The organism is Haloarchaeobius ordinarius, from assembly GCF_051801355.1.
Taxonomy (GTDB): Archaea; Halobacteriota; Halobacteria; order Halobacteriales; family Natrialbaceae; genus Haloarchaeobius.
This window is the reverse complement of sequence record NZ_CP196560.1, coordinates 902,172-919,798: the sequence shown is the minus strand read 5'-3', so window position 1 is coordinate 919,798 and position 17,627 is coordinate 902,172. Positions and strand designations below refer to the sequence as shown.

Annotated in this window: 16 protein-coding genes; 3 read left to right on the top strand and 13 right to left on the bottom strand. The window is 64.4% G+C overall.

Annotated elements, in window-relative coordinates; genetic code table 11:
• Positions 1 to 28: 28 nt before the first annotated feature.
• Positions 29 to 682, top strand: coding sequence for an Sjogren's syndrome/scleroderma autoantigen 1 family protein (locus tag ACSC1R_RS04770; protein ID WP_439027932.1), 654 nt, complete (start codon positions 29 to 31; stop codon positions 680 to 682).
• Positions 683 to 691: 9 nt separating this feature from the next.
• Here ACSC1R_RS04770 and ACSC1R_RS04765 read toward each other — a convergent pair whose 3' ends face one another.
• The 13 genes from ACSC1R_RS04765 to ACSC1R_RS04705 form a co-directional block, all read right to left on the bottom strand.
• On the bottom strand, positions 692 to 886 hold the full coding sequence (locus ACSC1R_RS04765; protein ID WP_439027931.1) for a hypothetical protein: 195 nt from the start codon (positions 884 to 886) through the stop codon (positions 692 to 694).
• Positions 883 to 3,390 carry a DEAD/DEAH box helicase gene (locus ACSC1R_RS04760; RefSeq protein WP_439027930.1) on the bottom strand — a complete coding sequence of 836 codons (2,508 nt, stop codon included), beginning with the start codon at positions 3,388 to 3,390 and terminating at the stop codon, positions 883 to 885. Before ACSC1R_RS04760 ends, ACSC1R_RS04765 begins: the two co-directional genes overlap by 4 nt.
• A 356-nt stretch (positions 3,391 to 3,746) precedes the next feature.
• Positions 3,747 to 3,890: a hypothetical protein gene (locus ACSC1R_RS04755; RefSeq protein WP_439027929.1), complete on the bottom strand. Its 144-nt coding sequence runs from the start codon at positions 3,888 to 3,890 to the stop codon at positions 3,747 to 3,749.
• An 86-nt stretch (positions 3,891 to 3,976) separates the two neighbouring features.
• Positions 3,977 to 4,573 (bottom strand): dolichol kinase, encoded by a 597-nt coding sequence (locus ACSC1R_RS04750; RefSeq protein WP_439027928.1) that lies wholly within the window; start codon positions 4,571 to 4,573, stop codon positions 3,977 to 3,979.
• A 1-nt stretch (position 4,574) separates the two neighbouring features.
• Positions 4,575 to 6,305: a glycine--tRNA ligase gene (gene glyS, locus ACSC1R_RS04745; protein ID WP_439027927.1), complete on the bottom strand. Its 1,731-nt coding sequence runs from the start codon at positions 6,303 to 6,305 to the stop codon at positions 4,575 to 4,577.
• Positions 6,298 to 7,149, bottom strand: a complete 852-nt coding sequence (locus ACSC1R_RS04740) for a CBS domain-containing protein (RefSeq protein ID WP_439027926.1) — start codon at positions 7,147 to 7,149, stop codon at positions 6,298 to 6,300. Before ACSC1R_RS04740 ends, glyS begins: the two co-directional genes overlap by 8 nt.
• Positions 7,150 to 7,317: 168 nt before the next feature.
• Positions 7,318 to 7,902, bottom strand: coding sequence for a DUF7529 family protein (locus ACSC1R_RS04735; protein WP_439027925.1), 585 nt, complete (start codon positions 7,900 to 7,902; stop codon positions 7,318 to 7,320).
• A gap of 55 nt (positions 7,903 to 7,957) precedes the next feature.
• Complete coding sequence (locus ACSC1R_RS04730) at positions 7,958 to 8,467, bottom strand: DUF7555 family protein (RefSeq protein ID WP_439027924.1); 510 nt, start codon at positions 8,465 to 8,467, stop codon at positions 7,958 to 7,960.
• A gap of 3 nt (positions 8,468 to 8,470) precedes the next feature.
• Positions 8,471 to 10,135 (bottom strand): ABC transporter ATP-binding protein, encoded by a 1,665-nt coding sequence (locus tag ACSC1R_RS04725; protein ID WP_439027923.1) that lies wholly within the window; start codon positions 10,133 to 10,135, stop codon positions 8,471 to 8,473.
• Positions 10,132 to 11,517, bottom strand: a complete 1,386-nt coding sequence (locus tag ACSC1R_RS04720; protein WP_439028755.1) for an ABC transporter ATP-binding protein — start codon at positions 11,515 to 11,517, stop codon at positions 10,132 to 10,134. The genes ACSC1R_RS04725 and ACSC1R_RS04720 overlap by 4 nt, the downstream gene beginning before the upstream one ends.
• The gene (locus tag ACSC1R_RS04715) at positions 11,517 to 13,307 is read right to left on the bottom strand and encodes an ABC transporter permease (protein WP_439027922.1); all 1,791 of its coding nucleotides are present in this window, start codon (positions 13,305 to 13,307) and stop codon (positions 11,517 to 11,519) included. Before ACSC1R_RS04715 ends, ACSC1R_RS04720 begins: the two co-directional genes overlap by 1 nt.
• A gap of 1 nt (position 13,308) precedes the next feature.
• Positions 13,309 to 14,382: an ABC transporter permease gene (locus ACSC1R_RS04710; protein WP_439027921.1), complete on the bottom strand. Its 1,074-nt coding sequence runs from the start codon at positions 14,380 to 14,382 to the stop codon at positions 13,309 to 13,311.
• Positions 14,383 to 14,538: 156 nt separating this feature from the next.
• Positions 14,539 to 16,398 (bottom strand): ABC transporter substrate-binding protein, encoded by a 1,860-nt coding sequence (locus ACSC1R_RS04705; RefSeq protein WP_439027920.1) that lies wholly within the window; start codon positions 16,396 to 16,398, stop codon positions 14,539 to 14,541.
• 496 nt (positions 16,399 to 16,894) lie between these two features.
• Between ACSC1R_RS04705 and ACSC1R_RS04700 the strand changes: the two genes are divergently transcribed.
• Both ACSC1R_RS04700 and ACSC1R_RS04695 read left to right on the top strand, forming a co-directional pair.
• Positions 16,895 to 17,065, top strand: a complete 171-nt coding sequence (locus ACSC1R_RS04700; RefSeq protein ID WP_439027919.1) for a DUF7556 family protein — start codon at positions 16,895 to 16,897, stop codon at positions 17,063 to 17,065.
• A gap of 141 nt (positions 17,066 to 17,206) precedes the next feature.
• Positions 17,207 to 17,626: a PPC domain-containing DNA-binding protein gene (locus tag ACSC1R_RS04695; RefSeq protein ID WP_439027918.1), complete on the top strand. Its 420-nt coding sequence runs from the start codon at positions 17,207 to 17,209 to the stop codon at positions 17,624 to 17,626.
• Position 17,627 lies beyond the last annotated feature (1 nt).

Genomic DNA, 17,627 nt, shown 5'->3' with positions numbered 1-17,627 from the left:
TTCGTCTCCCAAAGTCGTCTCTTCCGACATGAGCGAGTTCGACAAGGAAGCAGAGCGCGAGAAGTTGCGAAAGAAGTTCGCAAAGGAGGAGGAAGACCGCAAGTCGACACAGCGGATGAGCGAACTCCTCTTGCAGGGCGCGACGATGACGAACCAGCACTGCGACACCTGTGGCGACCCCATCTTCCGCCACAAGGGCCAGCAGTTCTGTCCGAGCTGTCAGGCGGCAGGACAGGAAGCCCAGCGACAGCAGGCCCAGCAGCAACATCAGGAAACACGACAGCAGCAGGAAGCCCAGCAGGGACAGCACCCCGAACAGGGTGAGACGACGGCAAACGACGAGCAGGCTCCGGCCGCGGACGCCGACCAGTCGAGCACGCCCCAGCCCGTCGCCAGTCCCGAGACCCGCCGGGCCCCACCATCACAGTCCGGTGTCGACCACGGTCGACAGGACCAGAGCCGGGCGACGATGGAGACGGAGACTGGAGGGACGTCGAACCAGTCCGCCCGCCAGCGACCTGTCGGCCTCGCCGGCGAGTTCGGCGACGCCGAGGCCTCCATCGCCGAGACCATCCGCTACTTCAGCGACGCCGCCGCCAACACGGACGACCCAGCACGCGCTCGCGAGTGCCTCGCCGCGGTGAAAGAGGCCGCACAGGCTCTCGGCGCACTTCGTCGCTGACTCCTCGTCTCAGGACGGGCCCTCGTCCCACCAGCGCACGAACGTCACGACGAACCAGACCATCCAGAGGGTGAACGCGACCAGCGCCGCGCCGTAGCCGATACTCCAGTGCAGGTCGAACACCTGCCCGGCGACGAGCACGAGAAGCGTGACGACGAGCCCCGGGAACGTCTTCCGGATGGCTGCGCGGACGGCGTCGCTCACGGCTCGTACTGGCTCCCGATGACCTCGCGGATGCGCTCGGCGGTCACCTGGCCGACGCCGTCTACCTCGAGCAGGTCGTCCTCGCGGGCGCACATGACCTCCTCGACGGTGCCGAAGTGCGCCAACAGCGACCGGGCCGTGACCGGGCCGATGTCCGCGATGGCCGAGACGACGTACTCCTGTTGCTCGCTCAGCGTCTTCTTCGACTTCTCGCCGTGGACCGACACCTCGCGCCCGCTCTTTTCCTGTTCGCGGCCGGCGATGACCGCCAGCAGGTCGCGGGTATCCGCCTCGCTCTCGGTCCGAAGCACGCTCACGCCGAAGTCCACGGCGAGGGAGGCGAGCGCGCCCCGGATGGCGTTCGGGTGGATGTCGCGCGACCCGAGCAGGCTGTCCTCGCCCTCGATGACGAGGATTGGCCGGGCGTAGTGGCCGGCCATGTCGCGCACCTGCTCGAACACGGAGCGGTCGCTCCCGGTGAGGGTGTCGAGGAAGTCAGCGACCGACTTGCGCTCGACGGCGACGCGGTCCGAGAGGACGTAGTCGCCCACGGCCAGCGTTTCGAGTCGCGTGGTCACGTCCTCGCGCGTCGAGAGGTCCCGGGGAATCGAGGAGTCCATCTCGCGCTGGTCGATGACGACCTCGACCGTGTCGTCGTCCTGCGGCTCTGCGGCTGCGACCACGCCGTCGTCGCCGGTGGCCTGTTCCGCGGCCGGCTCGGCCGCGTCCGTCTCAGAATCATCGTCCGCCGCCGTCGACTCGGTCTCACCGTCCTCGGCCTCGTCGTCGCCCGACCCGAAGTCCTGCAGCCCCGGCTGAGTGTCGGTCGCGGTGCCGCCGTCGGCCGCGCTCGTGGCGGCGGCGCCGCCCGATTCGTCCGTCTCCGACTCCTCGCCGTCGCTACCGTCGCCGCCACCCGCGAAGGCGTCGAGGCTCTGCTGGGAATCGTCCAGTTGCTCCTCGACGTTCTTGGCGACGCCCTTGAGCTTGCGCAGCTCGTTCTCCATCTGCTTCTCCTTCCGGCGGGAGATCCAGAAGTACGCCTCGTCGCGGGTGTCCTCGGCCATCAGCACGACGACGCGACCCTCGTCCTGGCGGCCGGTCCGCCCCTTGCGCTGGATGGACCGGATGGCCGTCGGCACCGGCTCGTAGAACAGCACGAGGTCGACCTCCGGAACGTCCAGACCCTCCTCGGCGACCGACGTCGAGACCAGCACCTCGAACTCGCCCGCCTTGAACTGTTCGAGGGTCTCCTGTTGCTGTTTCTGGGTCATCCCGTCGGAGCCCTCCTTGTCGCCCTGCCCGACGAACCGCCGCGTTTCGAAGTGGTTCGAGAGGAACTCGGTGAGGGCTTCGGCGGTGTCTCTGGACTCGGTGAACACGATGATGCGCTCGCCGTCTTCGATACCGAGCGTCTGGGCGAGCAGGATTCTGGCCTCCCGGTACTTCGGGTGGATGTCGTCGAAGGACTCCGTCCGGCGAATCGCCTCTCGAACCTTGGGTTCGGACACCATGCGCTGGCTCGCCTTCGACGCACCAGACGCCCGGGCGGCGTTCTGCTGGCGCTCGAAGTATCGTCGCGTCGCCTCCACACTCTGGGTCTCGACGTAGGTGACCGCGGTCCGAAGCTTGCGAATCTCGGCGAGCAGACTCATGCCCTTGAACCCCGCCGACTGGTCGTTGTCCATCATCTGGCGCAACTGCGACGATATCTTGTTTATCTGGGTCTCCGAGAGGTCCGGCGAGGTCGCCTTCGTCACGCCGATCTCTTTCAGTTTCGAGAGCCGGTCCGCGATGACCTCGTTCAGCGCGTCACGTATCTCGATGACCTCCTCCGGTAACTGGATCTTCTTCCACTCGACCTCGGTGTCGTGAGTGTACTCCGAGACGTCGGCGTCGTCCTCGGTCATCACCTCGACCTCGCGCAACCCGAGGTTCTCACACACCTCCAGGATCTCTTCTTCGTCACCGCCGGGCGAGGCGCTCATGCCCGTCACCAGCGGGTCCGCGGCGTCCTGGTGGTAGCGTTCTGCGATGTAGTTGTAGGCGTACTCGCCCGTCGCGCGGTGACACTCGTCGAAGACGATGTGTGTCACGTCGCGCAGCGAAATCCTGCCACCGACGAGGTCGTTCTCGATGACCTGCGGCGTCGCCATGACGATGGTCGCATCGTCCCAGAGGGCCGCGCGGTCGTCCGGGCGCACGTCACCCGTGAACACGACGATTTCGTCGTCGGGGACCTGCAGCGCCTCGCGGTAGAACTCCGCGTGCTGTTGCACGAGGGGTTTCGTCGGCGCGAGCATCAGTGACTTCCCGCCGACCTCGTCGAGTCGGCGAGCGGTCACGAGCAGACTCACCGTCGTCTTGCCCAGCCCCGTCGGCAGGCAGACGAGGGTGTGGTCCTCGGTCGCCGTGCCGGCGAGTTGTAACTGGTACAGCCGGCGCTGGAGGAAGTCGGGCGTGAGCAGCGGGTGCTCGACGGACGCCTCGTCGGTGGCAGCCATCGGGGAGAAATTCGGCGCCCCGTCGTTTAAGACTTCGCCGACCACGGTGAAAGTGGAACCGGGGCAGTCCGACCCGCGGGACGGTGCTGTCACTCCAGGTCGGCGAACAGACCAGTGGCTCGGAGCCGTGGACGGACCGACCGCGATGAAAGTGGAGACGGCGCGGTCGGCCGTATCGAAACGACAGGCGGCGGGTTTGGGGGGAGAGTTGGGGGGAGTCCGCCGCGTGGTGTCGCTCGTGCCACCACGGCGGTGACTGGGCAGCCGGTCGGGCTACCAGGTAACGTCGGCGATGCCGACGTATCGCCGTGGCTGAAGGTCACGAATCACCGAACGATATTAAATCTGCCGAGTCGTCAGTCGACGAGTTCGAGGGCGAGTTCCAGCACGAGTTCACCCTCCCCGAGGACGGCCGCGACGAGCGCGAACAGTACCACGAGGACCAGTGCGACGACGAGCAGTTCGAGCAGTGTCATATCCGAGGCTGTCTGCTGTGACACAGCGTAGCTCCGGCCTACACAGCTAGACCCGACCGGGTCCGGGTCTGGCAGGGCAGCCCCCCGGCTCAGACCGGCCGTGACTCGGCTCAGACCGGGAGCGACCCGGTCAGTGCCAGCATCGCCCACGCCGTCACCGACGCCGCGATGGGGATTGTGAGGTTGTCGTCGATGACGTAGCTCGCGACGACCGGCTTCACGCCGTCTGCGAGGGTCGCCGCGACGGCCGCCGAGACGGCCACGAACGGCGGGAGGAACGGTACCGCGACCACGAGACTCACGAGGAACATCGCCACGAGCACCTTCGGCTCCTTGACGGTCCGTAACTCGCCCGACGAGAGCAACCCGCTGATCGGGTCGCCGATGGTCAGCATGTACATCGCCGGGATGGCTACGGCCGGCGGGAACAACAGCCCCGCGAACGCGCCACCGATGAGGTACAGCGCGTAGCCGGCGAGGTTGTCCTGCTCGTACTCGCGTGTGAGTTTATCGAAGATGACCCAGTCGAGACCGACGAACAGCCGCACGGCTTCCAGGACGAGGGCGACCACCATCGCGACCACCAGCAACGCCTGGACGACGCGCCAGGACATCGTCGGCACGCCGTCGAGTTGGCTCACGAGGTAGGCGGTCGGCAAGACCGCACCGCTCGCGTGGACCAGTCGCCGGGCGACCTCGTCGCGCATCTCAGAGGTCGTCGAACGTCCGGCTCCCGGTTCTGAGGTCGGTCAACACGTCGGCCAGGTCGTCGAGGTCGACGCGGACCTGCTCGGTCGAGTCTCGCTCGCGGATGGTCGCCGTCCCTGCCGGGTCGGCGTCCAGGGTCACACAGAACGGGGTGCCGACCTCGTCCTGTCGGCGGTAGCGACGGCCGATGGACCCGGAGTCGTCGTAGGCGACCGAGAGGCCGCGGTCGCGGAGTTCCGTCGCGACGGACTGGGCCGTCTCGGGGAGACCGTCCTTGCTCGTCAGCGGGAAGACGCCGACGAACGTCGGGGCGATCTCGGGCTTCAGGGCGAGGTAACTGCGTTCCTCGCCCTCGACTTCGTCCTCGCGGTAGGCGTGGTGGACGACGGTGTACAGCGCCCGGTCGACACCGAACGACGGCTCGATGACGTGCGGGACGATGTGCTCACCGGCCTCGGTCTCCTCGCTCACCTCGAAGTTGACGTGCTCGGTCGGGATGTCGTAGCTCTCGCCGTCGACTTCCACCGCGACGCTGTCGCCGTCGAAGGCGCTCCGGTCGCGCTCGGCGAGCGTCTGGAGCGCCTCGGCGATGTCGCCGGCCGCGCCGCCGAACTCGGGACCGAGGTAGCTCATGTCCGGGTCGACGGTCGCACGCTCGACGTGCTTTGGCTCGTCGTACTGCTTGAACAGCGTGAAGTCCTCGTCGCTGTAGCTGCCGTGTTTCGAGAGGTCGTAGTCGCCACGGTTGGCGAAGCCGGCGAGTTCGATCCAGTCGCCGTCGACCAGCGCCTCGGCGTCCCAGCAGTCCGCCGCGTAGTGGGCGAGTTCGCCCGCGAGGTGCTGGCGGAAGCGGAACTTCTCCATGTCGACGCCGATGCGAGTGTACCACTGCTTCGCGAGCCCGAGGTAGTACGCGACCCACGCGTCCGAGATGATGCCCTCGTCGACGGCGTCACCGATGGTCATCGTGGTGGGCTCGCTGCCGTCGGACTCCTGCATCTCCGCGGAGTACAGTGGGGCCTCGACGTCGCGGACCGCGTCGAGCGTCGGCTCGTCCTCCTCGGGGTCGATGAACAGTTCGAGTTCGGCCTGCGTGAACTCGCGGAGCCGGAGCAGCGATTTTCTGGGCGAGATTTCGTTCCGGTACGCCGGGCCGATCTGTGTCACGCCGAAGGGGAGCTGGTTCCGGGCGTACTCCTTGAGTTGTGGGAACTCCACGAAGATGCCCTGTGCCGTCTCCGGGCGCAGATAACCGGGCTGGGAGGACCCCGGCCCGATACTCGTCGCGAACATCAGGTTGAACTCCTCGATGGCCTGGCCCGCGAGGTCGGCACCGCAGTTCGGACAGGTCAGCTCGTACTCGGCGAGCAGGTTCTCGACCTCCGGAATCGGGAGGCTCTCGGCCTCCTCGATGTCCGTGTTGTCCTCGATGATGTGGTCTGCCCGGTGGCTGGCGTGGCACTCGGGGCACTCGACGAGCATGTCGTCGAAGCCGTCGAGGTGGCCCGACGCCTCGAATACGGGTTCGGGCATCACGATGGGCGCGTCGACCTCGAAGTTCCCCTCTTGCAGGGTGAAACGCTCGCGCCAGGTGTCCTCGATGTTCTCCTTGAGGGCGGCACCCTGCGGACCGTACGTGTAGAACCCGGAGACGCCGCCGTACGCGCGGCTCGACTGGAAGAAGTAACCGCGGCGCTTGGCGAGTTCGACGACGGTCGCCGCCTCAGTCATACAGTGCCTCCAGCAGGTTCATGTCTCGCACGATACCGACCAGCTGGTCGCCGGACACCATCGGAATCTGCTCGATGTCGTGGCGGATGAGCAACTGGGCGGCCTCCTTCGCCGTCTTCTTCGTCGAGACCGTCACGAGGTCCTCCGTCATGAACTCCGAGACCGGCTCGGCCGGAATCTCGACGTTCCGGGTCGGCAGGTAGCGCCCACCGACCGCCTTGATGCCTTCCCACATCCACTCGTCGTCCTCGTTGGCGATGGAGTCGCCGGTGTCGTCCTCGCCCTCGACGATGCGGGCGACCTCGATGATGTCGACCTCGGTGAGCATGCCGGCCATGTCGGCCTCGTCGTCGAGCACGACGGCGTACGGCACGTTCGCGTAGTAGAGCTCACGCTCGGCGACGGGCAGTGGCGTGCCCGCGTACGTCGTGTTCACGTCTTTCGAGGCGAGGTCGCCGACGATGGCGTCGGTTTCGGCCTCGCCGCGGGCGATGGCGTGGACCACGTCGGTGACCGTGATGATACCCTCCAGTTCGCCGTCGACGACCGGGACGCGGCGAGCGCGCTCTTCGACCATCAGGCGGGCGACGTCCGCGATGGTCGTGTCGTCGGTCGTCGTCGGCACGTCCTCCATCAGGAGTGCGAGCTGGTCCTCGTCGGGTCGCTCGATGAGGCTGTCTCGGGAGACGAGGCCGCGGTACTCCTCGCCGTCCTCCGTCGGCTTTACGACTGGGACCGAAGAGAACCCGTGCTCCTGCAGGTACGACAACACGTCGTCGCGGGTACCCGGCAACTCGACCGTGACCAGCTCGGAGCGGGGGGTCATCGCGTCGGCTACTTTCATATCGGCTGTATAGGTTCATTCGCCGCATAAAGCCCCTGTTTCGTGTGCGGGACCGTGACGCCCGCCGGTACCGACAGCACGTATAAAAACAGCCCCGGGGATGTCAGGCACCGGTGGGTTGACTCGCCAGTGCTGGACGGTGTAAATCGACCGACAGCAATGGGTCGGTCAGTTCTGCTCTACGTCGCCCGGACCCGGCGCGGTCGGGCTCCATTCGTCGATGCGTTCGGCGTGGGGGACGAACTTCTCGTGGGAGTCGTGCTTGAACACGCCGAGGATGTCGCCCGGGAGCGTCTGGACGTACGTGTAGAACTCGCCTGCCTCCTCCGCGTCGTGGACCATCCCCGCCGCGTGGCGGAGTTCGTACTGGCTCGCGACGAAGATACACGTCTCGCTCTCGGGGTCGATGTACTCGACGACGAGGAAGACGTTCCCGTTCATCTCGCGGCGATACACCTCGTACTTCGGGAAGTCCTTCCCCTCGAAGGCCTCGCTGAAGTCCTCACCCATGTTCGACGGGACGACGAAGACGAGCCCGAACCGGTCGTCGTCGGCGTCGCCCGCCCGCCGGTTCTGGGGTGCCGTGTTCCCGGCCATGACCGTGACTGCGTTCCACCCGTCCTCACGGCGTTCGTCCGCCATGGCTTCCATGTCTTCGAGCGCCTGTTCCCACGCACTCGAGAGGACGTCCGCGTTGCTCGCGATTCGCTCAGCGTAATCCATGTCCTCACCGGACTCGGGCACGTCTGGCATATAACCACACACAAGATGTGGAGTCTGATAAGGGTGTCCTCTCCGCTCTCCCCGGTCAACCGGTGACGGCGACCGCGATGCTGGCCGTCCCCGGCTGTGCGATACCGAAGGCGAACTCCATCGCTATCGACAGCGCGAGCATGAACACCGCAGCCAACAGTAGCTTCGTGTGGACCGAGAACCGGTCGTCGGGGGCGATGGCGAACCACCGAACCGGGGGCAACCACGAGACGAGCCGTTCGAGCCGGGTCTCTTTGCGGCCGCCGACCGTCGTGTCGGCCTTCTTGTGGCGGTCGTCACCCGACGTGATGAACGTGTCCTGTCCCGCCCGCTGGGCCCCCCGTGGCGACGGTGGGCGTAACTGGAACGAGGCGTACGCCAACAGGGCGAACCCGACCCAGAACAGGACGTGTTTCGTGGTGTAGAGCGTCCCCCGCCCGGAGAGTTCGAGGAAGGCCGCAGACCCCGCGACGAACAGAGTGACGACGAGGCCGTACACGACGGCTTCGAGCGTCTTCCGTGCCAGCCGTCTGGCGGCGACGATTTCGGGCGGCGCGTCGCTCATCGGTCAGTCGTGGAGCTGTTCGAACGTGACGGCGGGCTCGTCGTAGCGGTCCTGGTGACGGTGACAGAAGCTGGTCCGCCCGTCGTCACTGACGACGTGATGTTTGGGCTGTTCCTTGTCACAGACGCTCCCGAACTGCTCGAACAGGTACTCACGAGCCTTGTTGTCGTGACCCTTCTCGATGTGGGTCGACGCCTGGCGGAGGTGTTCGGACACCTCGCTCGGGACGTCGACGTCACCGAACAGCTCGTCGGTAATCTCCGTGATGTCGGAGAACCGCGTCTGTCGTCCGAGCATCTCCTTGGCGCGGTCGGTCAGCGACCGGTCCGCACGGGACCGCTCGCGGACGACCTCGCGGAAGACCTCGATTCGCTCCCAGACGTCGTCGTCGAGGTGCTCGTACTCGTCGGGTCGAATCTTGACCGGACAGCGCGTGCTGAACGGGCAGCCGATGGGCGGGTCACGCGGGCTCGGCGGGGTGCCACGGAGCGTGATGCGGTCCTTCTCCGACGTCGGGTCCGGCTCCGGGATGGCCGACAGCAGCGAGTGCGTGTACGGGTTCCCGGGATTCTCGAACAGCCCCTCCGTCGGCCCGATCTCCATGATGTTGCCGAGGTACATCACCGCGACACGGTCACAGATGTGCTTGACGACCGAGAGGTCGTGGGCGATGAACAGGTAGGTCAGGCCGAACTCCTTCTGGAGGTCCTCCAGCAGGTTGAGGATCTTCGCCTGCACGGAGACGTCCAGTGCCGACACCGGCTCGTCCAGCACCAGGAAGTCCGGTTCGAGCGCGAGCGACCGGGCGATACCGATACGCTGGCGCTGCCCACCGGAGAACTGGTGCGGGTAGCGGTAGTAGTGCTCCGGACGCAGGCCGACCGTCTCGAGCAGTTCGCGAACGCGCTGGCGTCGTTCCTGGGGGTCACCCCAGCCGTGGACGTCGAGCGGCTCACGGATGATCTCCCCGACCGTCATGCGGTCGTTGAGGCTCGATTCGGGGTCCTGGAAGACGATACCGAGCTGGCGACCGCGGAGCTTCTTCAGCGCACGGCCTGGCGCGGCAGTGACGTCGATGTAGCCCTCCTCGACGCGAATCTGGTCACCGTCGCGGTGCCCGTTCTCGACGAAGACGAAGTCCTTCTCGCCGAACAGGCCGAGCTGGGCACCGAAGCCCTCGTCGACGATGTCTTGCACCGTGAGGTTCTGTTCGTTGACGAACTGTGCGGCGTCTATCTCGTTCGCGCTGACGTTCTCGTAGCCGCTCTCTCGGGCGACCGCCTTCGGTTCGACGCCCTCGGCGAACAGCTTCGTCACGAGGTCGACCGGGTCGTTCGACTGGTAGATGTCGGCGAGCATGACAGTCCGACGGCCGAACGTGTTCGCCATCTGCTCGACGACGTCTGGTTTGTGGAAACGGCTGACGCCGGCGGTAGCCTCTTCGAGCTGGACGAGCGTCCGGCCCAGCGTGGACTTCCCACACCCGGATTCCCCGACGAGGCCGAGCGTCTCGCCCTTCTTGATGTCGAAACTCACGCCGTCGACCGCCTTCACCGGCTGGTCGTTGATGAGACCGCCACCTGGGTAGTACGTCTTCAGGTTGCGGATCTCGATCATCGACTCTGTCTGTGCTGTCTGCTGGGCGTGGGACATCGCTTGCTTGCTCATTCTTTGCTCCCTCCTTTGGCCTTGTGAAGTTCGATTGCCTCGGCTTGCGTCTGGTCCTCGGGGTAGAGGAGACAGGCAGCCCGGTGGTCCTCGGCGTCACTGTTCACCTGGACTTGCTCGGGATGGACCGCCTGGCACTCCTCGAAGGCCTTGGGACACCGCGGGGCGAACCGACAGTACGTCGGGTCCTCGTTCGGCGTCGGCACGTCACCTTCGATGGTGACGAGACGGTCACCCTTCTGGCGACCGGGGATGGACTGCAACAGCCCTTCCGTGTAGGGGTGTTTCGGGTTCCCGAACAGTTCTACGACCGGTGCAGTCTCGATGACCTCGCCGGCGTACATCACGTTCACGCGGTCCGCGATGTCCGCGATGACACCCATGTCGTGGGTGATGAACATGATGGAGAGGTTGCGCTCGTCCTGCAGTTCCTGCAGCAGTTCCAGAATCTGCGCCTGGATGGTCACGTCCAGTGCCGTCGTCGGCTCGTCGCAGATGAGCAGTTCGGGGTCACACGCGAGTGCCATCGCGATGACGGCACGCTGGCGCATCCCGCCCGAGAACTGGTGGGGGTACTCCCCGACTCGACGACTGGCGTCTGGGATACCGACTGCTTCGAGGAGGTCGATGGCCTCCTCGGTCGCGTCGGCACCACGGAGTCCCTGGTGGAGACGGAGTGCCTCCTTGATCTGGTTTCCGACGGTGTACACCGGATTCAGCGAGGTGAGCGGGTCCTGGAACACCATGGCGATGTTCCCGCCACGGAGACGACGGAGGCCGCGCTCGTGTGCGCGAGTCACGTCGACGTAGCCGCGGTCGACGCGGATGCCGTTCGAATCGCTGGTCCCCTCCTCGACGAAGACGAAGTCCGTCTTCGAGACGAGGTTCAACTCGTCGGCGTAGCCCGACGCGATGAGGTCGTCCCAGGCGACCGCGCCGTCTGCGACCATCTGGGCCGGGTCGACGCGCTCCGGGGGAAGACTCGCGTACTTCTCGTGTTGGGTGAGCTCGCCGGGTGTCGCGCCGTGCTGCTCGATCGCGTCGCCGATGACGGTCGCGAGGTCGTGCTTCTCTTCGAGCTTGGTCAGGTCGACGGTTCGACCCGTGTAGGTGTTCGCGAACCGCTCGACCGTCTCCGTGTCGCGGAACTGGATGGAACTCCCGCGCAGGGTTCGGCCGGGACTCTCGACGAGGCCCATGATGGACCGGGCAGTCACCGACTTCCCGGACCCGGACTCGCCGACGATACCGACCGTCTCACCCTCGTCGATGTCGAAGTTGACGCCGTCGACGGCGCGGATGACCTCCTTGTCCGTAAAGAAGGAGGTCTGCAGGTTCTTGATGCGGAGGATGGTCTCCTCGCGCTGTCGCTGGATGGACATCATCCACCACCCCCTGCGGCCGCAGCCTCGTCAGCACTCGCCCCGCCGGACTGCGGGTCGATGGCGTCGCGGATACCGTCACCGAACGCGTTGAAGCCGGTGACGACGAAGACGACCATCAGGCCGGGAATCGTGGAGATGTGCCACGACACCGTCGTCACGTACGAACGACCCGCGTTCACCGCGCGGCCCCACTCGGGGGTCGGCGGCGAGACGCCGAGGCCGAGGAACGACAGTGCGGCGACGCCGATGATGATGCCACCGAGCGTGAGCGAGCCGTACACGAGCAGGTACCCTGCGACGTACGGGAGCATGTGTTTCTTCATGGTCGCGGTCGGGCGCTGCCCGTACGAACGGGCCGCGTCGATCCACTCCTGTTCGGAGACCTGAAACGCGGGCCCACGGATGGCGCGCCACAGTCCCGGCCAGCCGGTGGCCGCGAAGATGAGCGCCAGGAGCAACCCACCGTTGTACACGTTCGAGATGGGGTGGCTCCCGAACACCACCGAGAGCATGATGTATATCAACAGCCCTGGCATCGCCTGAATCGAGTCGGAGGTGATGACGACGAGCAGGTCTGCGAGTCCCTTGTAGTAGGCGGTCACCATCGCGAGCGCGGTCGCGATGAACCCACCTAACAGGATGGAGAGGAGCCCGATGAACAGCGACACCCGGGCCCCGTCAGCCATGAACGTGAACAGGTCTTTCCCCGTTGTCAAGGTCCCTAACGGATGGAATCTGCCGTGTTCGTCGTAGCTCATCGGACCCACGTTCCGGTTCGGGTCTCCCTGGGAGACGCTGTCGAGGTTGGCCGTCCCGTGACTCACCTCTTTGACCTGACCGTCCTCGGTGTACTTGAACGTGTAGCTGTAGGGGTCGTAGATGTTCTCCTGGGTCGTCACCGGACCGAGCGTGGGCGCGAACAGCGCCATCACGATGAACATCGCGACCATCAGGAAGCCGAACTGGCCCCAGCGGTGAGTGCTCAGTCGGTCGATCATGTCGTCACGCGGCGTCCAGTCGGCGTAGCGGTAGTGCTTGCGGAACGTCTTGTAGCCGAACCAGCACCACGCGAGCCAGACGAACGCGTAGGCGTACACCAACGTGACCCGGATCGCCCAGGCGTACGCCGGTGCGAGACCGAGGAACGTCCCGTGGTAGGGGCCGAGCGGCCCGGTCGGGTACTCACCAGTCATGTCGGCCGGCGGTTTGAAGCCGTCGTTCGGGATGAGGTCACGCGACAGCAGCGTGGGGAAGGTGTCCCCGAGCCACGTGCCGACGCCCGCGGCCGTCTGGGCGAAGCCGTGGATGAGCTGTGCGATGGAGGGTTCACCGATGACCGGAAGGGCCGGCAGCAACATCCCGAGGGGCTCGTAGATGAGGATGGCCCAGAGGATGGCCAGTCCGAACATGATGATGAGCCGTTCGAGCAGGTCGACGGACATGGGGACGTCCTCCAGTCCGAGTCTCTCGACAAGGTTGAACGGGATGAAGATTGCCTTGACGAACACTCCCAGGACGGCCAGGATGAGCACGGCACCGAGTGCGGAGACGACGGCCCCGCCAGCGGTCCCGAACGTCTTGAACATCTGGTCGACGAACCAGCCGCCGATCTCTGTACTACCGTTGATGAGCGGGTTGATCTGGTCGCCGAAGAGGACCATCGTCTTCGCGAAGGCCCCGAACTCGACGGCCAGCAACAGCAACGCCCCGCCGAGCCAGATGAGTGCCGGCTCGGGATGGGCGACGATTCGCTCTCGTATTGTCGCGTTTTCCTGTGTCTGACTCATGTTATTCGTACCCCACACGTGGGTCGATGATCGTGTACATGAAGTCCTGAAGGATGTTCATGAACACGATGATGAGGATGAAGATGAACATCAGCGAACCGACCAGCGGCACGTCGCCCTGGATGGCTGCCTGGAAGAACAGGTAGCCGAGTCCGTTGATGCTGAAGATGGTTTCGAGGATGACCGACCCGCCAATCAGCAAGAACGCCTCGTTCAGGATGATCGGGACGAGCGGAATCAGTGCGTTGCGGAACACGTGCTTCCAGACGATCTTCCGGTTCGAGAGACCCTTGGCGCGTGCGGTCTCTACGTAGTTGGAGTTGACCGTCTCGAGCACGGCGGTCCGCCCGAGGCGCATCTCGTTCCCCATCGAGGAGGAACCGAGGACGATCGCCGGCGGCAGGACCATCTTCACGGCCCTGATGAAGGTCTCGCTGTTGAACTCGAACAGCGGGAACTCGAACAGCGTCGACCCTCCGACCTTGATCGCGGTCGTCCCCGACGGGTCGTAGAAGTTGAGTGGTGGCGGTGTCGTAATCTTGCTGTCGACGAGGAAGCTCGCCCACTCGAAGCCGAACAGGAAGTCCTTCGACTGGCTCAGGACGGCCAGCAGGATGACGCCGAGCCAGAAGTTCGGCATCGCCCGCCAGACGATCCCACCGAAGGACGCGATGTAGTCGCTGAACGTGTTCGGGTTGAGCCCGGCGTAGAAACCGAGCGGGATACCGATGAACAGCGGGATGAGCACCGACCAGAAGCCGAGCCAGAGCGTCCGTGGCGCGTGTTGGACGATGAGCGTCATCGCGGTGGTCCCGTCTTTGATGACGTAGGACTCACCCAGGTCGAATGTCAACAAACCAATCATATAGTCGATGTACTGTTCCCACAACGGTTGGTTCAGGCCGAGTTGTGCTTCGACCTGATCGTATTTCGACGGTGGTACGTTCTGTCCCAAAATCGCTGCGACAGGGTCTAACGGCCCCATTCTGAGGACCATGAACGTTATTGTCGTACCGAATAGTACCACAGGGATTGCCAGGAGCAATCGGCGGGCGAAGTACCCCCACCTGCTCATGACATTTCCCTCCGGTGATCCACTTCCATCACCATTGTTCTATTCATAGTGTATTTTGCACCCATGGTTATGTCTTGCGTTCTTTTCCTGCGTGATTTGAGGTTATAGCAGGGGCTAGACGGTCGAAAAATGGAAAATCGGGTTCGCGATACCCGGTTAGCTCCGGTCGTTGAGGTAGACGTTGTTGAACTTCATGCGGCTGCCACCGGCTGCGCCGGTGCGCGGCATGTCGACCCAGTCGTACGCGAAGCGCTCGGAGACGCTGTGGTACGTCGGGAGGAGGACCATGTCTTCCCACATGGCTTCTTCCATCGTGACGTAGGCCTCGTTACGCTTCTGCTGTGCGTCCTCGGTGGGTTCGGGGTTGTTCTGGATGGTCTCCCACGCGTCGGCGGCACGCTGGGAGGCGTCGCCCTCTGCGTCGTCCCAGTCCAGGTAGAAGCCCTTCGCACCCTCGGAGGTGTCCGTGAGGTTCGGCACCATCTGGCCGAGGAAGTTGTCCGGTGCGGGCCAGTCCATGATCCAGCCGAGGGAGTAGGCAGCGAGGTTGCCCTGGCGGCCACGGTTGAGGAGCGTCGAGAAGGGTGCCTCCTCGAGCTTCATGTTGACGTGGGCACTGCTGAGCTTGTCGCGGAGGATCTTACCGAGACCCTGCCAGGTGTCGGACTGGTACGTGGTGAACGTGACCTCGTACTTGTTGTTCGGGCCGTAGCCAGCGTCTTCCATGACCTGGCGTGCGGACTCGAGGTCCGTCTCGTTGTAGCCGTACGGGTAGTTCTCTTCTGCGTGCTTCTTGTAGGCGGGTGCCTGGCCCGGGTAGATACCCGGCGGCGTCAGGTGGTACGCGGCCTCGCCGCGACCCTTGAACACCTGCTCCACGCCTTCCTTCTGGTTCATCGCGTAGGCGATGGCCTTCCGGACGGGACCGGGCACGTTCTTGGCGTTCAGGCCGATGTAGAACGTGTTGATGGTCGCGTACTGGAGGTAGTTGGCCGTCTCGCCGTTCCGCATCGGACCGTAGGTACCGATCTTACGACCCTTGTCGTCGGTGGTCTCGATCTTGACCTTGCTCGGGTCGTACTTCGACGTCGGCATGGAGGCCAGGTCGGAGTTCTTGTTCTGGCCGTAGTTGTACGCCGCGTCGGGGTCGGTGATGACCTGCCAGTGGACGCCCTTGACGAACGGGACTGCGCCGTGGTAGTCGTCGTTGCGCACGACGGACGCCTGGGTGTTGGTCTCCCAGTTCTCGAACACGAACGGGCCCGCGCCAACGGGGTTCTGCGTCGCGAACTCGGAGTGGGACATCTCGCCGTCGTAGCCGTCGATGTCGCCCACGATGCCCTCCGGAATCACGGAGAACGAGGTGTACGCGAGCATCTCCATCGTGGAGGCGAACGGCTTCGTCAGCGTCATCTTGAAGGTCGTGTCGTCCACGGCCTCCATGTTGAGCGAACCGGGGACGTAGGCGCCCTCGGAGTCAGTCTCGTGCTCGACGTTCATCGCGTAGGCGAGGATGAAGTAGTCGCGCCGCGAGTTCTCGGACGCTGCGAGGCGCTCGAAGGAGTAGACGACGTCCTGTGCGGTGACGGTGTCACCGTTGTGGTACTTGACGTCCTCTTTGAGGTTGATGGTGTAGGTACGGAAGTCGCTCGAGACTTCGTAGTCCTTCGCGAGGAGCGGCTCGACCTCGACCTCACCGTTCGGGTAGTTCATCAGGGCGTCGAAGACCTGCTGGATGACCGTACCAGAGGCCGTGTCCGTCGCCTTGATGGGGTCGAGCGTACTCATCGTGGAGTTGATGAGGTTGAAGGTCTTGTCGAGTTTCTCACGGTCTTCCGGCGGCCGTGTCGTCTTCTCGGTCGCCGTCGCCGTCGATTCGTCCGTCGGCTCGTCCGTCGCGGTGTCGGTGTCGCCTTCGCCACCGCCGCCGAGACATCCCGCAACCGCCACTGCAGATGCTGCGCCGCCAGTCGCCTGTAGGAAGCGACGACGGTCGATGCTGGTATTGTCTGTCATCCCACGCACCCCTTTGGGGACGGTATGGTTAAAATTACCGTTATGGTCTGCGGCTATTTTACATACCCATAGATTTTTATTTGCGCGCGGAATCAATATTTTGATACCTCAATAGAACACGACGGTAACTATTACCATGACTGGTGGCTATATGTACGAAGAACTTAGAACAAGGTACCAGCTGTTTATCCAAATCTCTACCGTAATACGGGTGATTGTAACATCGAGTGGGTGAAAATGAGAAAACAGATTGGATCTGCTCGCAGAAGTCGGATGAATGCACAGTTGTACGGGCGTCCTCGGGCTTCGAATCACACGACTCAACTGTATATTTGAACGAAGCTCAGACCGTGAACGAACGTCCTCTTATATACATGTGGTGGCCAGTGTGGGTTCGGCTGCTGTCGCGCATCCCCGTGTCACCTGTTCACTCTTCTCTCTGAAACTTGACTGTCGAGTCGATGAGTTTATAACCCACCATGAGACAGTGACTCATATGGCAGCATCCGAGTCAGGCCCGTCGGGTTCCCCCGACGACCGGGATGTGGTAGCGTCTGTCGATGGTGACGGTTCCTCGAAGGAGTACGTCATCGCAGACATCACGGACGATGGAGCCTGGCTCTCGATGCGAGCAGAGGACGCACCAGACCTCCCCGACTGGCGGTAATCGCGCCGGTCGTTCTTCGCCGTTCTTCGCCCGTGAGCGTTCGCTCTATTCTGCCGCTCGGCGGTGCTGGGCCGTCGTGACACCACTCGGGGCCGACGGGAGGACACTACTTTTTTCCCGTCCACCCTCTTTCACGTGGGTATGCACTACCGGGAAGTCGCGACCTCGCGCGAGTTCGTCGTTCGACTCGAGACGGGGAGCGACTGGCGCGCGCAACTCGAAGACCTGGCCGCCGAGGAGGACCTCGGGGCCGCGTGGTTCACGGGGCTCGGCGCGGTCCAGGACGCAGACGTCTGGTTCTACGACCAGGAGCGACAGGAGTACGACGCCGCGACCTTCGAGGAACCCCTCGAGGTCGCGGCCTGCGTCGGCAACGTTTCGGACCTGAACGGCGAACCGTTCGCCCACACGCACGCGGTCCTCTCGCGTCCGAGTGGACAGGCCCTCGCCGGCCACCTCGACGCCGCGACCGTCTGGGCCGGTGAACTGTACGTCCGCGAGTTCGAGGAGCCACTCGTGCGCGAGCACGACGAGACGACCGACCTCGACCTCTGGTTGTAGA

Bases quoted from the DNA above. Each gene is read 5' to 3' on its own strand.
- ACSC1R_RS04770 (WP_439027932.1), top strand. From the start codon at position 29: ATGAGCGAGTTCGACAAGGAAGCAGAGCGCGAGAAGTTGCGAAAGAAG.
- ACSC1R_RS04750 (WP_439027928.1), bottom strand. From the start codon at position 4,573: ATGCGCGACGAGGTCGCCCGGCGACTGGTCCACGCGAGCGGTGCGGTC.
- ACSC1R_RS04720 (WP_439028755.1), bottom strand. From the start codon at position 11,517: ATGTCCATCCAGCGACAGCGCGAGGAGACCATCCTCCGCATCAAGAAC.
- ACSC1R_RS04760 (WP_439027930.1), bottom strand. From the start codon at position 3,390: ATGGCTGCCACCGACGAGGCGTCCGTCGAGCACCCGCTGCTCACGCCC.
- ACSC1R_RS04705 (WP_439027920.1), bottom strand. From the start codon at position 16,398: ATGACAGACAATACCAGCATCGACCGTCGTCGCTTCCTACAGGCGACT.
- ACSC1R_RS04695 (WP_439027918.1), top strand. From the start codon at position 17,207: ATGCACTACCGGGAAGTCGCGACCTCGCGCGAGTTCGTCGTTCGACTC.
- ACSC1R_RS04715 (WP_439027922.1), bottom strand. From the start codon at position 13,307: ATGAGTCAGACACAGGAAAACGCGACAATACGAGAGCGAATCGTCGCC.
- ACSC1R_RS04735 (WP_439027925.1), bottom strand. From the start codon at position 7,902: ATGCCAGACGTGCCCGAGTCCGGTGAGGACATGGATTACGCTGAGCGA.
- ACSC1R_RS04740 (WP_439027926.1), bottom strand. From the start codon at position 7,149: ATGAAAGTAGCCGACGCGATGACCCCCCGCTCCGAGCTGGTCACGGTC.
- ACSC1R_RS04710 (WP_439027921.1), bottom strand. From the start codon at position 14,382: ATGAGCAGGTGGGGGTACTTCGCCCGCCGATTGCTCCTGGCAATCCCT.
- ACSC1R_RS04725 (WP_439027923.1), bottom strand. From the start codon at position 10,135: ATGAGCAAGCAAGCGATGTCCCACGCCCAGCAGACAGCACAGACAGAG.
- ACSC1R_RS04700 (WP_439027919.1), top strand. From the start codon at position 16,895: ATGGCAGCATCCGAGTCAGGCCCGTCGGGTTCCCCCGACGACCGGGAT.
- glyS (WP_439027927.1), bottom strand. From the start codon at position 6,305: ATGACTGAGGCGGCGACCGTCGTCGAACTCGCCAAGCGCCGCGGTTAC.
- ACSC1R_RS04730 (WP_439027924.1), bottom strand. From the start codon at position 8,467: ATGAGCGACGCGCCGCCCGAAATCGTCGCCGCCAGACGGCTGGCACGG.